The sequence below is a fragment of the Brevundimonas sp. genome (assembly GCF_036405315.1).
In the GTDB taxonomy this organism is placed as follows: Bacteria; Pseudomonadota; Alphaproteobacteria; order Caulobacterales; family Caulobacteraceae; genus Brevundimonas.
Window position 1 is genome coordinate 1 of the sequence record NZ_DASWXW010000139.1, and the last position, 14,702, is coordinate 14,702.

General features: G+C 69.1%; 15 protein-coding genes. 7 read left to right on the top strand and 8 right to left on the bottom strand.

Annotated features, from left to right (window positions below; genetic code table 11):
* The 3 genes from hslU to hslV form a co-directional block, all read right to left on the bottom strand.
* Positions 1-1,138 (bottom strand): ATP-dependent protease ATPase subunit HslU (hslU, locus tag VGE49_RS08250; RefSeq protein WP_331034080.1); only part of this gene is annotated, 1,138 nt, incomplete at its 3' end.
* A gap of 19 nt (positions 1,139-1,157) precedes the next feature.
* Positions 1,158-2,051: a DUF4440 domain-containing protein gene (locus VGE49_RS08255; RefSeq protein ID WP_331034081.1), complete on the bottom strand. Its 894-nt coding sequence runs from the start codon at positions 2,049-2,051 to the stop codon at positions 1,158-1,160.
* Positions 2,052-2,246: 195 nt separating this feature from the next.
* Positions 2,247-2,801 (bottom strand): ATP-dependent protease subunit HslV, encoded by a 555-nt coding sequence (gene hslV / locus VGE49_RS08260; protein WP_292085021.1) that lies wholly within the window; start codon positions 2,799-2,801, stop codon positions 2,247-2,249.
* 149 nt (positions 2,802-2,950) lie between these two features.
* Here hslV and VGE49_RS08265 point away from each other — a divergent pair, with 149 nt between their 5' ends.
* Together VGE49_RS08265 and VGE49_RS08270 are read left to right on the top strand one after the other, a co-directional pair.
* Positions 2,951-3,361 carry a BLUF domain-containing protein gene (locus VGE49_RS08265; protein ID WP_331034082.1) on the top strand — a complete coding sequence of 137 codons (411 nt, stop codon included), beginning with the start codon at positions 2,951-2,953 and terminating at the stop codon, positions 3,359-3,361.
* A 42-nt stretch (positions 3,362-3,403) separates the two neighbouring features.
* On the top strand, positions 3,404-4,177 hold the full coding sequence (locus VGE49_RS08270; protein ID WP_331034083.1) for a HesA/MoeB/ThiF family protein: 774 nt from the start codon (positions 3,404-3,406) through the stop codon (positions 4,175-4,177).
* On the opposite strand, the gene VGE49_RS08275 is transcribed toward VGE49_RS08270, so the two are convergent.
* On the bottom strand, positions 4,174-6,240 hold the full coding sequence (locus tag VGE49_RS08275) for an alpha/beta hydrolase family protein (RefSeq protein WP_331034084.1): 2,067 nt from the start codon (positions 6,238-6,240) through the stop codon (positions 4,174-4,176). The two genes, VGE49_RS08270 and VGE49_RS08275, sit on opposite strands and share 4 nt — an antisense overlap.
* Positions 6,241-6,322: 82 nt before the next feature.
* Positions 6,323-7,309, bottom strand: coding sequence for a 2-hydroxyacid dehydrogenase (locus VGE49_RS08280; protein WP_331034085.1), 987 nt, complete (start codon positions 7,307-7,309; stop codon positions 6,323-6,325).
* 152 nt (positions 7,310-7,461) lie between these two features.
* On the opposite strand from VGE49_RS08280, the gene VGE49_RS08285 reads away from it, so the two are divergent.
* From VGE49_RS08285 to fabB, 3 genes are all read left to right on the top strand, one after another.
* Positions 7,462-7,932, top strand: coding sequence for an SH3 domain-containing protein (locus VGE49_RS08285; protein ID WP_331034086.1), 471 nt, complete (start codon positions 7,462-7,464; stop codon positions 7,930-7,932).
* A gap of 68 nt (positions 7,933-8,000) precedes the next feature.
* Positions 8,001-8,534 carry a 3-hydroxyacyl-[acyl-carrier-protein] dehydratase FabA gene (gene fabA / locus VGE49_RS08290; protein ID WP_331034087.1) on the top strand — a complete coding sequence of 178 codons (534 nt, stop codon included), beginning with the start codon at positions 8,001-8,003 and terminating at the stop codon, positions 8,532-8,534.
* Positions 8,535-8,595: 61 nt separating this feature from the next.
* Entirely contained in the window at positions 8,596-9,825 is a 1,230-nt protein-coding gene (fabB, locus tag VGE49_RS08295; RefSeq protein ID WP_331034088.1) for a beta-ketoacyl-ACP synthase I, read from the top strand.
* A 283-nt stretch (positions 9,826-10,108) separates the two neighbouring features.
* Here the strand turns inward: fabB and VGE49_RS08300 are convergent, their stop codons facing one another.
* A complete protein-coding gene (locus VGE49_RS08300; protein ID WP_331034089.1) occupies positions 10,109-11,437 on the bottom strand; it encodes a S1C family serine protease in 1,329 nt (442 codons plus the stop codon).
* Positions 11,438-11,578: 141 nt separating this feature from the next.
* Positions 11,579-12,769: an acyl-CoA dehydrogenase gene (locus tag VGE49_RS08305; RefSeq protein ID WP_331034090.1), complete on the bottom strand. Its 1,191-nt coding sequence runs from the start codon at positions 12,767-12,769 to the stop codon at positions 11,579-11,581.
* Between the two features lie 148 nt (positions 12,770-12,917).
* Here VGE49_RS08305 and VGE49_RS08310 point away from each other — a divergent pair, with 148 nt between their 5' ends.
* Positions 12,918-13,184, top strand: coding sequence for a DUF6356 family protein (locus VGE49_RS08310; protein ID WP_331034091.1), 267 nt, complete (start codon positions 12,918-12,920; stop codon positions 13,182-13,184).
* 38 nt (positions 13,185-13,222) lie between these two features.
* On the top strand, positions 13,223-14,413 hold the full coding sequence (locus tag VGE49_RS08315) for a CaiB/BaiF CoA transferase family protein (RefSeq protein WP_331034092.1): 1,191 nt from the start codon (positions 13,223-13,225) through the stop codon (positions 14,411-14,413).
* A gap of 66 nt (positions 14,414-14,479) precedes the next feature.
* Here VGE49_RS08315 and VGE49_RS08320 read toward each other — a convergent pair.
* Positions 14,480-14,702, bottom strand: a 223-nt coding sequence (locus tag VGE49_RS08320; protein ID WP_331034093.1) for a 2-oxo acid dehydrogenase subunit E2, incomplete at its 5' end; no start/stop codon positions are given.

Genomic DNA, 14,702 nt, shown 5'->3' on the forward strand with positions numbered 1-14,702 from the left:
TCTCGACGGTCGAGTTGGCGGCCACGGCGGCGTCGGCCATGGCCTCGACCGCGTCGTCGGTGAAGACCAGGGTCACGCCCTCGGTCTCCAGCAGGGCCTGGTTCTGACGGATCAGATTGGCCTCCGGCTCGGTCAGGATGCGCTTGAAATCGTCACGGGTCAGGGCCTTCAGCTCGACCCGGATCGGCAGGCGGCCCTGCAGTTCCGGCAGCAGGTCCGACGGCTTGGCCACGTGGAAGGCGCCCGAGGCGATGAACAGGACATGGTCGGTCTTCGCCGGCCCGTACTTGGTCGACACCGTCGTGCCCTCGATCAGGGGCAGCAGGTCGCGCTGCACGCCTTCACGTGAAACATCGGCCCCGGAGGCCCCCTGACGCGCCGCCACCTTGTCGATCTCGTCGAGGAAGACGATACCCTCGTTCTCGGCCAGCAGCAGGGCTTCCTTGGTCAGGCTTTCCTGATCCAGCAGCTTGTCGCTTTCTTCGGTGACGAGCGGGGGAACAGCCTCGGCCACGGTCAGCTTGACCGTCTTGGTGCGGCCGCCGCCCATCTTGCCCAGCAGGTCCGACAGGTTCAGCAGGCCGACGTTGCCGCCGCCGCCCCCCATGTCCAGCCCCTGCAAGGGCGAGGTCGTATCGGCCAGGGCGATCTCGATTTCCTTGTCGTCCAATTCGCCGGCGCGCAGCTTCTTCCTGAAGGCGTCGCGCGTCGCGGGCTGCGAGCCCGGCCCCACCAGGGCGTCCAGGATGCGCTCCTCAGCCTGGCCCTCGGCGCGGGCCTTCACGCCCGCCCGGCGCTTCTCGCGCACCATGACCAGGGCGCTTTCGACCAGGTCGCGCATGATCTGATCGACGTCGCGGCCGACGTAGCCCACTTCAGTGAACTTGGTCGCCTCGACCTTGAGGAAGGGCGAACCGGCCAGCTTGGCCAGGCGCCGGGCGATCTCGGTCTTGCCCACGCCCGTGGGGCCGATCATCAGGATGTTCTTGGGCGTGACCTCGTCGCGCAAATCCTCAGGCACGCGCTTGCGGCGCCAGCGGTTCCTCAGGGCCACGGCCACGGCGCGCTTGGCGTCGTCCTGGCCGACGATGAAGCGATCCAGTTCGGAGACGATTTCTCGGGGGGATAGGTCGGTCATGATCGCCAGATAGGGGGTCTCAGCCGCCGGCGGGAGGGGGTGCGACGACAGGCGCGGCGGAAACGGGCGGCGCCGCGATCAGCTGGGCGAACATCAGGGCCCATCCGTCCGTCCCCTTGCGCCACAGCCGCACATAGTGGCCGCGCCGCTCGGCCTCGTCCCGCGTCCAGCGCGCCGGGCCATAGGTCCAGGCCAGGTCGCCCGCGCGTGAGGCCCCGCCGCCCTCGGTCGGACCAAAGTCGAAGCTCGAAGGCCAGCCGTCCAGCGCCGCCGTCATGGCCGCCCGACCGATGGCCGGCGGGCGCGGCGCGACATAGAGCCGCCCGTCCTCGGCCAGCACCGCCAGATGGGCCGCCTTCTGATCCGTGCGCGCGGCCCCGGCCAGCCTCGCCTCGGCGGCCCGAACCTCGCTCATCGCCGCGTCCGGCGAGACCGAGGCCCCGACGCCGGTCGTCATCAGGTCGGGCTCGCTGTCGGGGCCGGGAACCCCGGCCGCCGTCGCGCCCGACCCGCCGTCATAGACCCAGCGCCATCGGCCGTCCGGCTGGCAGGCCCAGATGGTGAAGTAGTGCCCCGTGCGCGCGCCGTTCACCGCCACCCCGCCGGTGGTGAAGCCCAGGTCGCCCGAGCGGGCGACCCCGGCCCAGTTGGGCCACCACGCCAGTGGCGGCTCGTCGGCAGGGCGCGCCGCCTCTGGCGGATAGACCTCGCGCACCGTCTGCGTCCGGCCCTGGGCGATGATCACGGCGCCAGGCAGGGCCCATTTGTTGAAGCTGCCGCCGACGCCCATACCGGGCGCGTCCGCGGCGAAGGCCCGTTCAGCAGCGACCACCGACGCGGGCGAGGACGCAGGACACGACGGGGCGTCCATTGCAACCAGCGCGGCGGCGAGCGTCAGGGCGGTGAGCGGCATGGCGAATTCCTCCGCCGACCATTGATCGCCCGAAAGCGCGCCCTGTCGCGTTAATTCGCTGAAAGCCGACGCTCAGGCGACCAACCGCCTGAAACCCTGCGGGACGCGCTCAAGAAGCGCGCGACCGCGTCGCGTGCGTTAGCGCCCTATGATCTGCTCAAGCAGCGCGGCTCCGCGAGCCGCGCGATAACGCCCTTAAAGACTCTCGATAGTCAGATTGCCGTTGGTGTAGACGCAGATTTCAGCGGCGATCTTCATGGCCTTGCGGGCGATCTGCTCGGCATCCTGTTCGCTGCTTTCGTCGATCAGGGCGCGGGCGGCGGCCAGCGCGTAGTTGCCGCCCGAGCCCACGGCGGCCACGCCGTATTCCGGCTCCAACACGTCGCCGACGCCGGTGACCGTCAGAATCGTGTCCTTGTCGGCGACCAGCAGCATGGCCTCCAGCCGACGCAGATAGCGGTCGGTGCGCCAGTCCTTGGCCAGCTCGACGCAGGCGCGGGCCAGTTGATCCGGATACTGCTCCAGCTTGGCCTCCAGCCGCTCGATCAGGGTCAGGGCGTCGGCCGTGGCCCCGGCGAAACCGGCCAACACCTTGCCGCCCGCCAGGGTGCGCACCTTGCGCGCCGCACCCTTGACGATGGTCGGCCCCATCGAGACCTGGCCGTCGCCGGCGATGACGGTGCGGCCGTTCTTGCGCACCGCCAGGATGGTGGTGCCGTGCCAGTCGGGGAAGCTCGAGGTCTGGGTCATGGCCGATCAGATGGCGAGGATCGTCCCACGCCGCAAGTCGCCGTCGCGCCGCAGCAACGCCAGACGGTCTTGTCTGACGGCCTCGCCCGTGACACGGAGCCCTCCCCCCCTGCAGTCGCGTCGCGTTCGCGTTCAGTTCGAGTATCGCCTTGCCTCTTCACCGCGCCATCTATGTCAGCGACGCCGTTGGCGACGCCGCGACAAGCCTCCTGGTTCTGGCCGAGATTCTCGGCGCCTCGGACCGCAACAACCGCCGCGACGGCCTGACCGGCGTGCTGATGCGCCACGGCGGCCGCTTCATGCAGGCGATCGAGGGCCGACGCATCGACGTGGATCGGCTGATGGATCGGCTGCGCGCCGATCCGCGCCATGAGAACATCCGCCTCCTGTCGGACCAGGACGCGCCGGTCCGCCTCTTCCGAGAATGGCCGATGACCCTGGTCCAGCTGACGCCGGACGCCGCGCGCCTGCTGAACGGCGCGTCGCTGGACCAGTTGAGCCCCGACCGGGCCGAAGCCCTGCTGATCACGGCGGCCAAGGCCCTGCCCGTTCCGGCCTGACGCCCCGCTGACGGCCGGTCTCGTCTGCGCTAGACAGGCGGCGTGACCCAGTCCTCCGCTCCCTCGCCGGCGTCCGGCGCCGTCCGTTTTTCCGACGAGGAAGTCGACCGCTACGCGCGCCAGCTGGTGCTGTCCGAGATCGGCGGGCCGGGCCAGCAGGCGCTGAAGCGGGCCCGCGTCCTGATCGTCGGCCTGGGCGGGGTCGGGGCGCCGGCCGCCCTCTATCTGGCCGCCGCCGGGGTCGGGACGCTGGGCCTGATCGATCATGACGCCGTCGCCCTGTCCAACCTGCAGCGGCAGATCATCTTCACCACCGCCGACGCGGAGCGGCCCAAGGTCGAGGCGGGGGCCGCGCGTCTGGCCGCCCTCAACCCCCATGTCGCCGTCGAGCCTCTGGTGGAGCGGCTGACGCCCGACAACGCCCGCGCCGTGATCGAACGCTTCGATGTCGTGCTGGACGGCACCGACGACTTCGAGACCCGCTTCGCGGTCAACGCCGCCTGCGTGGCGGCGGGCAAGCCTCTGGTGTCGGGGGCTCTGGGCCGCTGGAACGGCCAGGTCGGGGTCTTCGCCGGCCGCCCCTGCTATCAGTGCCTGGTGCCCGAGAGCCCGCCGGACGCCGAGACCTGCGCCCGCGTCGGCGTGGTCGGCGCCCTGGCCGGCGTCATCGGCGCCATGGCGGCCCTGGAGGCGATCAAGCTGATCACCGACGCGGGCGAGCCCCTGACCGGCCGGTTGATGCTCTACGACGGCCTGTCCGGGACCAGCCGGGTAGCCAAGGTCGCCGCCGACCCGGCTTGCCCGATCTGCGGCTAGGCGAAGGCGGTGCGGAGCAACCCGACGTAGCGGCGCATCAGGCTGCGTTCGATGTCTTCCTCCCAGTCCGCGTGTCCGGCGCCGCTTACTTCAACATAGTCGACGGTCTTTCCCGCCGCCCTGAGGGCATCGTTCATGCGCCGGGACTGATAGACGGGCACCACCGCGTCGTCCTCGCCGTGCACCAGCAGGACCGGGCAGGCGATCTCGGCGGCCCGACGGCGCGGCGACGCGGCCTCGATCAGGGGCCGGTCCGCCTGCGGATCGCCGATCCGATCGACCCAGAGCCGGAAGACATAGGTGTCCGGGCTGTCGTCCTCGCGCCGCTCATAGTCCAGCATATCGCCCAGGTCGGCGACCCCGCAGATCGAAATCGCCGCCTTGTAGAGATCCGGCCGCCGCACCGCGCCCATCAGGGCGGCGTAACCGCCGTAGCTGGCGCCCATGACCGCCACGCGATCGGCGTCCAGCCCGCGCGTCCGCACCGCATGAGCCACGGCGTCCTCGACGTCCTCCTGCATCCGCTCGCCCCAACGCCTGTAACCCTCGCGGGCGAAGGCCTTGCCGAACCCGCCGGAGCCCCGGAAGTTCGGCTGCACCACCCACCAGCCCTGGGCCGCCAGAACCTGAGCCTGACGATCCCAGCCATGGATGTCGCGCACCTCGGGTCCGCCATGCACCAGGGCGACCAGTGGCCCGGGACGCCGTGAGGGCGGCGCGGTCAGGAAGGCCTCGATGACGGCGCCGTCGCGTGTCGGCACGGCCAGGACCTCGATCGGCCCGAGCCGGTCCGTCTCCATGCCGGTGCGCGAACCGATATAGGCGAAGTTCCGCGCCCTCTTGTCGTAGAGATACCAGGCGCCCGGTTCGCGCGGCCCGGTCACGTGGACGACGAAGCGGTTGCGCGCCCGATCCGTCGTTCCCAGCATGACATTGCATTCGTCGTCGAAGAACTTGTTCATCGCCTGGTGGTGGGCGGTCATGTCCTCGTCGGCAAAGTCGTATTGGGCGCGCGGGGCGTAGTAGAGCGCGCCCAGGAAGTCGCCCTTGGCGTCCAGCAAGGGGGCGCTGATGTCCAGCCCGGCGCGCGACGCCTTGGGCGCGCCGAATTCCAGGGTTTCAAGGTCCAGTTCGCGGATCGACATGACGTCCTCGCCGTCCAGCCGGGCGGCCACGAGGGCGACGCCGGGCCGCTCGGTCGGAGCGATCCAGAAGAAGGAGCGCGCCTGTTCGATCGACTGACGCCAGACCCGCTTCCAGGCGCTTTGCTCGCCGGCGCGGACGAAGATGTTGAACATCGAACCGCGCGCATTGGCGTCGACGCGCATCACCGGCACGCCGTCCCGCGTCGCCCAGGTCAGGGTGTTGGTGTTGCCGATGTCGACCAGGCTGGCGCGCCCCGTCTCGACGCTGACCCGATGCAGGGCCAGTCGGCCGCTGTATTCGCGCGCCGCCATCAGCACGTTGTCAGGATCATTCGGCAGATAGTCTACGACCGCGCCCAGGTTCAGGGATTCCCGCTGGCGGTTCCGTTCGTTCCCGAACAGGACCACGGCTCCGCCGGTGTCGAGGTCGACCGAGATCATCCGGCGGCTGTGCAGGTCGACCTTGCGTGAAACCAGCTTGCTGCCGATGGAGGCGGCGCCGCCCCCCGTCACGGGAATGGCCAGGCGCATCAGAACGCGCCGATCATTGGCCCAGGCCAGGGTCTCGACCTCCTGGTCGCCGATCGGCACGATCCGGCGCGGCCCCGTCGGGTCGGCGGCGTCGACCACTTCGATCGCCAGTCGGCGCGCGCCGTTCTCGCCGATGTTGCGCAGGACGGCCACCCGGTCGCCGGCCGGCGACAAGGCCGCCGCCACGACCGCGTCGGGGGTGAAGAAGGCGTCGAGCGAATGCGGTTGACGCTCCTCGCGCGCCTGGGCCGCGCCCGCCCCGAACACGCCGCCGATCGCCAGACCGGCGCCGAATCCAAGGAGGTCGCGACGGCTCAGCTCTGAGATCAGGCGGTCATGACGAGCGTCCGCGCGCCAACGGCGCCCGACCTTGGTTCCGTGTCTCATGCATTCCCCCCGCTGACGGCGACGCGTCACGAACGGGATCAAGTGCAAGAACAGCGTTCTTCGTCAATCCCTCGGGAGAGACCTAAAGCATGGCCGGGATGACGCGGTCCGGCGGACGGTGGCCGTTCTGGTAGGTCATGATGTTGGCGATGACGCGGTCGCCCATGTCCTGGCGCGCCTCGATGGTGGCCGAGCCGAGGTGGGGCAGAAGCACGACGTTGGCGCGGCCCATCAGGCCCGGATGCACCGCCGGCTCGTGCTCGAAAACGTCCAGGCCGACGCCGAACAGGGCGCGACGGTCCAGGGCCTCGACCAGGGCCGCCTCGTCGATCAGTTCGCCGCGCGCGGTGTTGACCAGAATGGCGTGGGGCTGCAGCCGGGCGATGCGTTCGGCCGACAGCAGATGGTGGGTGTCCCTGGTCGCCGGGCAGTTCAGCGAGACGACGTCCATCCGCGCCAGCATCTGATCCAGATCGTCCCACCAGGTGGCGCCCAGCTCCTCGGCGATCATGTCCGAGACGGGCTTGCGGTTGTGATAATGGACCTGCATGCCGAAGGCCCTGGCGCGGCGGGCCAGGGCCTGGCCGATGCGGCCCATGCCGACGATGCCCAGGCGCTTGCCCCACAGCTTGCGGCCGCACATCCAGGTCGGGCTCCAGCCCTCGAACTGACCGGAGGCGACGACATTGGCGCCTTCGACGATGCGGCGGCTGACGCCCAGGATCAGGCTCATGGTCAGGTCGGCCGTATCCTCGGTCAGGACGCCAGGGGTGTTGGTGACGATGATCCCGCGGCCCACGGCGGCGTCGATGTCGATATGGTCCACGCCCGCGCCGAAGTTAGCGATCATCTTCAGCTGGTCGCCCGCGCCCGCGATCAGCTCGGCGTCCAGATGGTCGGTGATGGTCGGGATCAGGACCTCGGCGCGCTGCAGGGCGGCGGCCAGATCCTCGCGCGACATGGGCTTGTCCGTCAGGTTCAGATCGGCGTCGAACAACTCGCGCAGTCGCGTTTCCACCGTGTCGGGCAGGCGTCTGGTTAATACGACCTTAAGCTTGCGAGCGGACATAGGGGGCCTGGGTTTCGACGGGCGAGAGCGCCCGTGCGGGACGTGTCGATCCGGTGTTTAGCAAAGCTGTGGTCAGGTTCAAAAGTTTCCGGCGTATCGCCGTCATCGTCGCCGTTCTGGTATCGGGCGTCTTCGCGGGCGCCGGAGCGACCATGCCTGACGGCCGCCCCACCCCGACCGGGCTGGAAGTGCCGCGCTGGGTCACGCTGAAATCCTCTCAGGTGCGCGCCCGCCGGGGACCGGGCCTCGACTACGAGATCCTGTGGGAATACCGCGCCGCGGGCCTGCCCGTGCAGGTGATCGCCGAGACCATGGAATGGCGCAAGATCTGCGACCCCGACGGTTCGGTCGCCTGGATCCACCGCACCGTGGCCTCGGGCCGCCGCAGCGTGTTCAACCGCTCGGCCGAGGAAATCCTGATCCATTCCGGCCGATCCGCCACCTCCTCGGTGCGGGCGCGCCTTTCGCCCCGCTCCATCGTTTCTCTGGACGAGTGCGAAGAGGGTTGGTGCCGGGTGCGGGCGCGCAAGATCAGGGGCTGGGTGCCCGAGCGCGCCGTGTTCGGAACCCAGCAACGCGCCCTTTGCAACGCCGCCCGGCCTGCCGGAACGGGCCGAAGCTAGACTTCACAACGGTTGAGCGGGGGCGCAGGGTCGTGTAACCCGCCCGCAACACTTCCGGAGCGTCATCCTTGAGCCAGTCCCAATATCCGTCGTCGTTCGATCATGAAGGCCTGCTGGCCTCGGGCCGTGGCGAACTGTTCGGTCCGGGCAACGCCCAGCTGCCGGCCCCGCCGATGCTGATGTTCGACCGCATCAAGACCATCACCGCCGACGGCGGCGACTACGGCAAGGGTTATGTCGAGGCCGAGCTCGACATCAATCCGGACCTCTGGTTCTTCCAGTGCCACTTCATCGGCGATCCGGTCATGCCGGGCTGCCTGGGCCTGGACGCCATGTGGCAGCTGGTCGGCTTCTACCTCGGCTGGATCGGCGGCCCCGGCAAGGGCCGCGCCCTGGGCGTCGGCGAGGTCAAGTTCACCGGCCAGGTGACGCCGGACGTCAAGAAGGTGGTCTACAAGGTCCACCTGAAGCGCGTCATCAACCGCAAGCTGGTCATGGGCATCGCCGACGGCGTGCTCGAGGCCGACGGCGAGGTCATCTACACCTGCGCCGACATGCGCGTCGGTCTGTTCGGCGGCGTGGTGGCGCCGACCGAAGCCTGACCCCATTTTAATCCAGACCGCGGGCAACGCGGCGCTTGAAGACTGAACGATAGGAAACACCATGCGGCGTGTCGTCGTCACCGGATTGGGCATCGTCTCCTCCATCGGCACCGGCCAGGATGAGGTCACGGCCTCCCTGCGCGAGGCCAAGTCGGGCGTCCAGCACGCCGCCGACCACGCCAAGTACGGCTTCCGCTCGCAGGTCTGGGCGCCCCCGTCGCTGGGCGTGACTGCGGAGGACTGGGCGCCGCTGGTGGACCGTCGGGCCGCACGTTTCCTCGCCAACGGCACGGCCTGGGCCCACATCGCCTTCGAGGAGGCCCTCAAGGACAGCGGTCTGAGCCCCGAAGAGATCAAGGACGAGCGCATCGGCCTGATCGTCGGCGAGGGCGGCCCCTCGACCCAGGTCATCCTGCAGGCGGCCCAGACGACCGTCGAAAAGGGCTCGCCCAAGCGCATCGGCCCCTTCGCCGTGCCCAAGGCCATGGCGTCCGGCCCCTCGGCCGTCCTGGCCACCTGGTTCCAGCTGAAGGGCATCAACTATTCGATCAGCTCGGCTTGCGCGACCTCGGCCCACTGCATCGGCGCGGCCGCCGAGCAGATCGCCTGGGGCAAGCAGGACGTGGTCTTCGCCGGCGGCTGCGAGGACATCGACTGGTCCATGTCAAACATGTTCGACGCCATGGGCGCCATGTCCTCCAACTTCAACGAGACGCCTTCGGTCGCCTCGCGCGCCTATGACAAGGACCGCGACGGCTTCGTCATCGCCGGCGGCGCCGGCATCGTGGTGCTGGAAGAATACGAACGCGCCGTGGCGCGCGGCGCGACCATCTACGCCGAAGTCACCGGCTACGCAGCCAACTCGGACGGCTACGACATGGTGGCCCCCTCGGGCGAGGGCGCCGAGCGTTGCATGAAGCTGGCGCTGAAGATGGCCGGCGACCCGCGCATCGACTACCTGAACCCGCACGGCACCTCGACCCCGGTCGGGGACTCCAAGGAGATGGGCGCGGTGCGCAACGTCTTCGGCGACGCTCTGCCGATGATCTCCTCGACCAAGTCGCTGACGGGCCACTCGCTCGGCGCGGCGGGCGCCCAGGAAGCCATCTACTGCCTGCTGATGATGAAGCACGGCTTCGCCGCCGAGAGCGCCCACATCGAGAACCTGGACCCCGAGTTCGAAGGCATGCCGATCCTGCGTCAGCGCCACGACGGCGAACTGAAGCACGTCATGTCCAACAGCTTCGGTTTCGGCGGCACCAACGGCACCCTGATCCTGTCCAAGATCTGAACGGGACCTGTTCGCGAAAAATCTCGCAGAACACGAAAAGGCCCCCATTCGGTCCTTCGCCCGCCCGGAACGGATGCCAGAGATACATCATCGGCCTGTCGGAGTTCGGAAGAGTCCCGGATCCTGAACAGCCCCCCCAGCCCCCCAGGATTTTTCCGCTAAAGGGCTTCGACGGGCCGATGCTTCCTCCAAGCGAGACGCCCGCGCCTGCCTCCCCTCCCCCTCCTGGCGACGCGGGCGTTTTCTTGTCTGCCCCCCGAAAAGCTGAAGCGCGGACCGAGGATCAGCCCGGCAGGCTGACCGCCGTCCGCTCGCCGTCCCGCAGCACCGTCAGGTCGATCGGGCCGTTCGCGCCCTGCAGCGCACGGGCCAGGGCCGCCATGCCGTCCACGCCCGCGCCGCCCGCCGCGACCACCACGTCGCCCGCCTGAAGTCCTGCGGCCGCCGCGACCGAGCCGCCCTCGACCACCGTGATCTGGGCGCCGGCGCCTTCTCCGGCGTTCCGGAAGGTCAGGCCGCGCGCCATGGCCGCGCCGGCGCCCATGCGCACCGCGACGGGATCGGCCGAGGCGACCGTCAGACTGGCCGTCGCCTCGCGCCCGCCGCGCAGATAGACGACCGGCAGGGTCGCCCCCGGCCGCGCGATGCCGACCGTGGCCTGGACCGAACCGGCGTTGGCCACGGGGCGGTTCTGGATTCGGGTGATGACGTCGCCCGGACGCAGGCCCGCAGCCTCGGCCGATGAGCCCGGCGCGGCGTCATAGACCACGGCCCCGCGCACGATGTTCAGACCCATCTCGCGCGCCCGCTCCGCCGTCAGCGAGCCCAGGGCCACGCCGATCTGGCCGCGCTTGACCTCGCCCGATGCGCGCAGTTGATCGACCACGAACATCATGATCCGCGTCGGCACGGCGAAGGCGATGCCGTCGTTGCCGCCGCCCATGCCGCCCGACAGGATGGCGGTGTTGATGCCGATCAACCGGCCCCGGCTGTCCAGCAGCGGCCCGCCCGAATTGCCCGAGTTCACCGCCGCATCGGTCTGGATGTAGTCCTCGATGGCGTCGCCCATGCCGGATCGGTTCAGGCCCGAGATGACCCCCATGGTCAGGGTCTGGTCCAGGCCCAGAGGATAGCCGACCGCGAAGGCCAGGTCGCCGGTGCGCAGGGTGTCGGAATCCACCGTCTGGACCTGCGACAGGCCCGACGCTTCGATCTTCAGCACGGCGATGTCCGTGGCCTTGTCGGCCCCGATCAGGACGGCGTCGAACAGGCGGCCGTCGATCAGGTCGACGGTGAATTTCTGCCCGTTCTCGATGACGTGGTTGTTGGTGACGATGATGCCGGCGGCGGCGTCGATGATGACGCCCGACCCCCCCTGCGAGGGCTTGGGATCACCGTCCGAGCGCGGCCCGCGCGACTGGCCCAGGGTCGTGACCTGGACCACGGCGGGCAGAGAGGCGTCCAGACCGGCGGCGAAGGTGAAGACCCCGCGTCGCGCGTCATAGGGCAGGCCCTGCACGCCGGGCGTCTGGGCCGAAGCCGCCGCCGGCGCGGCGCTCAGGATCAGGACAAGGGCGGCGCCGGTCGAGGCCAGCAGGGTGGATCGCGTCATGATGGGTCCCTTCGCAGGCGCACAGCCTAGAGCGAAATCGGTTCAGATGCGATCGCATCTGAACCCGGATATTCGCTCCAGAAACAATGCCGGGAAACCCGCCGTGACGACTGCCTCGACCGTCACGATAACCGTGAGCCTTTAGAAGGCGCTTTCGCCCGTGATGGCCCGGCCCAGGATCAGGGCGTGGACGTCGTGGGCGCCTTCATAGGTGTTCACCGTCTCCAGGTTCATGGCGTGGCGCATGACGTGCAGTTCGCCGGTGATGCCGGCCCCGCCGTGCATGTCGCGGGCCTCGCGCGCCACGGCCAGGGCCTTGCCGCAGTTGTTGCGCTTCATCAGGCTGATGGCCTCCGGCACCCAGGCGCCGGTGTCGAGCAGACGGCCCAGGGCGTAGGCGCCCTCGAAGCCGAGGAAGATCTCGGTCTGCATGTCGGCCAGCTTCTTCTGCACCAGCTGGCGCGACGACAGGGGGCGGCCGAACAGCATGCGCTCGCCGACATAGTCGCGGCTGGCGTGGAAGCAGAACTCGGCGGCGCCCATGGCCCCCCAGGCGATGCCGAAGCGCGCCTTGTTGAGGCAGCTGAACGGCCCGCGCAGACCCTGCACGCCCGGCAGGATGTTGGCTTCCGGCACGAAGACGTCGTTCAGGCCGATGTCGCCGGTGATCGAGGCGCGAAGGCTCAGCTTGTCGCCGATCTTGTCCGTGGTGAAGCCGTCGAAGTCGCGCTCGACGATGAAACCGCGGATCTTGTCGTCCAGCTTGGCCCAGACGATGGCCAGGTCGCTGATCGGGCTGTTGGTGATCCAGTATTTGGCGCCGTTCAGGCGATAGCCGCCGTCGACCTTGACCGCCCTGGTCTTCATCGAGGCCGGGTCCGAGCCGCCGTCGGCCTCGGTCAGACCGAAGCAGCCGACCAGCTCGCCCGCCGCCATCTTGGGCAGGAACTTCATCTTCTGCTCTTCCGAGCCGAAGGCGTAGATCGGATACATGGCCAGCGACGACTGCACCGACATGGCCGAGCGATAGCCGCTGTCGACGGCCTCGACCTCGCGCGCGATCAGGCCATAGGCGACGTGGCTGGCTTCGGAGCCGCCGTATTGCTCCGGCAGCATGGCGCCGAGGAAGCCCATCTCGCCCATCTCGGTCATGATGGCGCGGTCAAAGGTCTCGTCGCGGAAGGCGGCGACCACGCGCGGCAGCAGGGCCTCGCGGGCATAGGAGCGCGCCGCGTCCTGGATCATCCGCTCGTCGTCGGTCAGGCGACCGCGCAGGTCGAACGGGTCGTCCCAACGGAAGGTCTGTTGCGAAGCGTGCGAGCCGTCGGCCATGGGTGTTTCCTACGCGAATAAGCGGGGTTCTGTGGTCGTCACGCGCAATCGAAGGGCGTGACGATGCGACCCCTGTTCCGGCGGCGGGTTTAGGCCAAAATGCATCGGACGGGTAGAGGGGCGCGGGGAACCGCGTTAGGCTAAGGCCATGTCGAGCACGTTTTCACGTCTGTTCCGCGACCACCCGCGCGAGGTCGACGAGACCTATCTGGAGCACATGGCCGCCTCGTCGCGGTTCGGCTTCAAGCTGGTCCGGCTGGCGGGCTGCGCCTTCATGCACGCGGTCGTGCCGGGCGTGCACAAGAGCACCGTTTCCGACGCCATTCGCGGCATGGCCCGCGACATGGGCGGCCGCGCCGAGGAAGCCCGCGAGTGCCGCATGCGCGACGCCGGCGTCTGGGACGTGGGGCTCTAGGTCTTCTCGACGCGCCGACGGCGGGCTAGTCAAGTCTCATGACCCAGCTTCAAGGCCCCCTCTCCGGCGTTCGCGTCCTCGACCTTTCCCGCGTTCTGGCCGGCCCATGGGCGACCCAGACGCTCGCCGATCTGGGCGCCGAGGTCATCAAGATCGAACGGCCGGGCGCGGGCGACGACACCCGCCACTGGGGCCCGCCCTTCACCGCCACGACCGATGGCTCGAAAGGCGACGCCGCCTATTTCATGTGCGCCAACCGGGGCAAGAAGTCGGTCGAGCTGGACATCGCCTCGCCTGAGGGCGCCGCCGCCGTGCGCGAGCTGGCGAAGAACTGCGACGTGGTGGTCGAGAATTTCAAGACCGGCGGGCTGAAGAAGTACGGACTGGACCACGCCGCGCTGGCGGCGGTGAACCCCCGCCTCGTCTATTGCTCCATCACCGGCTTCGGGCAGGACGGGCCGGACGCGCACCGGGCCGGCTACGACTACATGATCCAGGCCATGGGCGGGCTGATGTCGATCACCGGCCAGCCGGACGGCGCGCCAGGGGCGGAGCCGATGAAGGTGGGCGTCGCGGTCGTGGACCTGTTCACCGGCCTGTACGCCTCGAACGCCATCATGGCCGCCCTGCTGCACGCCCGGGCGACGGGAGAGGGGCAGGCCATCGACATCGCCCTGTTCGACGTGCAGGCGGCCATGCTGGCCAATCAGGCGACCAACTATTTCGTTTCCGGCAAGGCGCCGACGCGGATGGGCAACGCCCACCCCAATCTGGCCCCTTATCAGCCCTTCCCGTGCAGCGACGGCATGGTGGTGATCGCGGTGGGCAACGACGGCCAGTTCCGCGCTCTGGCCAAGGCCCTGGACGTCAAGTCTCTAGGCGTCGATCCGCGCTTCGCGACCAATGCGCTCAGGGTTCAGCACCGCGCCGAACTGTCGCCGGCCCTGTCTGCCCTGACAGCCAGCTTCACCATGAAGGGGCTGATGGCGGCGCTGGAGGCGGCGGGCGTGCCCTGCGGCCCGGTCAACACCGTGGACCAGGTGTTCGAAGAACCGCAGGCGATCCATCGCGGCCTGACCGTCGAACAGTCGCGCCCCGATCTGGCGACCCCGATCCGCACCGTCGCCTCGCCCATCCGCCTGTCGAAGACCCCCGTCCGCTACGACGCCCCGCCGCCCAAGCTGGGGCAAGACACGGAGACGGTTCTGGCGACGCTCAAGGCCGACTGACCCGCAATTGAAAACGGCGGCTCCCGAAAGAGCCGCCGTCGTCAGTCTTGGGTGCGCTTGCGACCCTTACAGATCCAGCAGGGCGCGCGCCGGGTCTTCCAGCAGTTCCTTGATGCGGACCAGGAAGGTCACGGCTTCCTTGCCGTCGACGATGCGGTGATCGTAGCTGAGGGCCAGGTACATCATCGGGCGGATCTTGACCTCGCCGTTGATGGCCATCGGGCGCTGCACGATGTTGTGCATGCCCAGGATGCCCGACTGCGGCGCGTTCAGGATCGGCGTCGACATC

What these genes read in the sequence shown, in the direction of transcription:
- fabB (WP_331034088.1), top strand. Translation starts at nt 8,596, where the DNA reads ATGCGGCGTGTCGTCGTCACCGGATTGGGCATCGTCTCCTCCATCGGC.
- hslV (WP_292085021.1), bottom strand. Translation starts at nt 2,801, where the DNA reads ATGACCCAGACCTCGAGCTTCCCCGACTGGCACGGCACCACCATCCTG.
- VGE49_RS08280 (WP_331034085.1), bottom strand. Translation starts at nt 7,309, where the DNA reads ATGTCCGCTCGCAAGCTTAAGGTCGTATTAACCAGACGCCTGCCCGAC.
- VGE49_RS08315 (WP_331034092.1), top strand. Translation starts at nt 13,223, where the DNA reads ATGACCCAGCTTCAAGGCCCCCTCTCCGGCGTTCGCGTCCTCGACCTT.
- VGE49_RS08305 (WP_331034090.1), bottom strand. Translation starts at nt 12,769, where the DNA reads ATGGCCGACGGCTCGCACGCTTCGCAACAGACCTTCCGTTGGGACGAC.
- VGE49_RS08310 (WP_331034091.1), top strand. Translation starts at nt 12,918, where the DNA reads ATGTCGAGCACGTTTTCACGTCTGTTCCGCGACCACCCGCGCGAGGTC.
- VGE49_RS08285 (WP_331034086.1), top strand. Translation starts at nt 7,462, where the DNA reads ATGCCTGACGGCCGCCCCACCCCGACCGGGCTGGAAGTGCCGCGCTGG.
- VGE49_RS08275 (WP_331034084.1), bottom strand. Translation starts at nt 6,240, where the DNA reads ATGAGACACGGAACCAAGGTCGGGCGCCGTTGGCGCGCGGACGCTCGT.
- VGE49_RS08255 (WP_331034081.1), bottom strand. Translation starts at nt 2,051, where the DNA reads ATGCCGCTCACCGCCCTGACGCTCGCCGCCGCGCTGGTTGCAATGGAC.
- VGE49_RS08300 (WP_331034089.1), bottom strand. Translation starts at nt 11,437, where the DNA reads ATGACGCGATCCACCCTGCTGGCCTCGACCGGCGCCGCCCTTGTCCTG.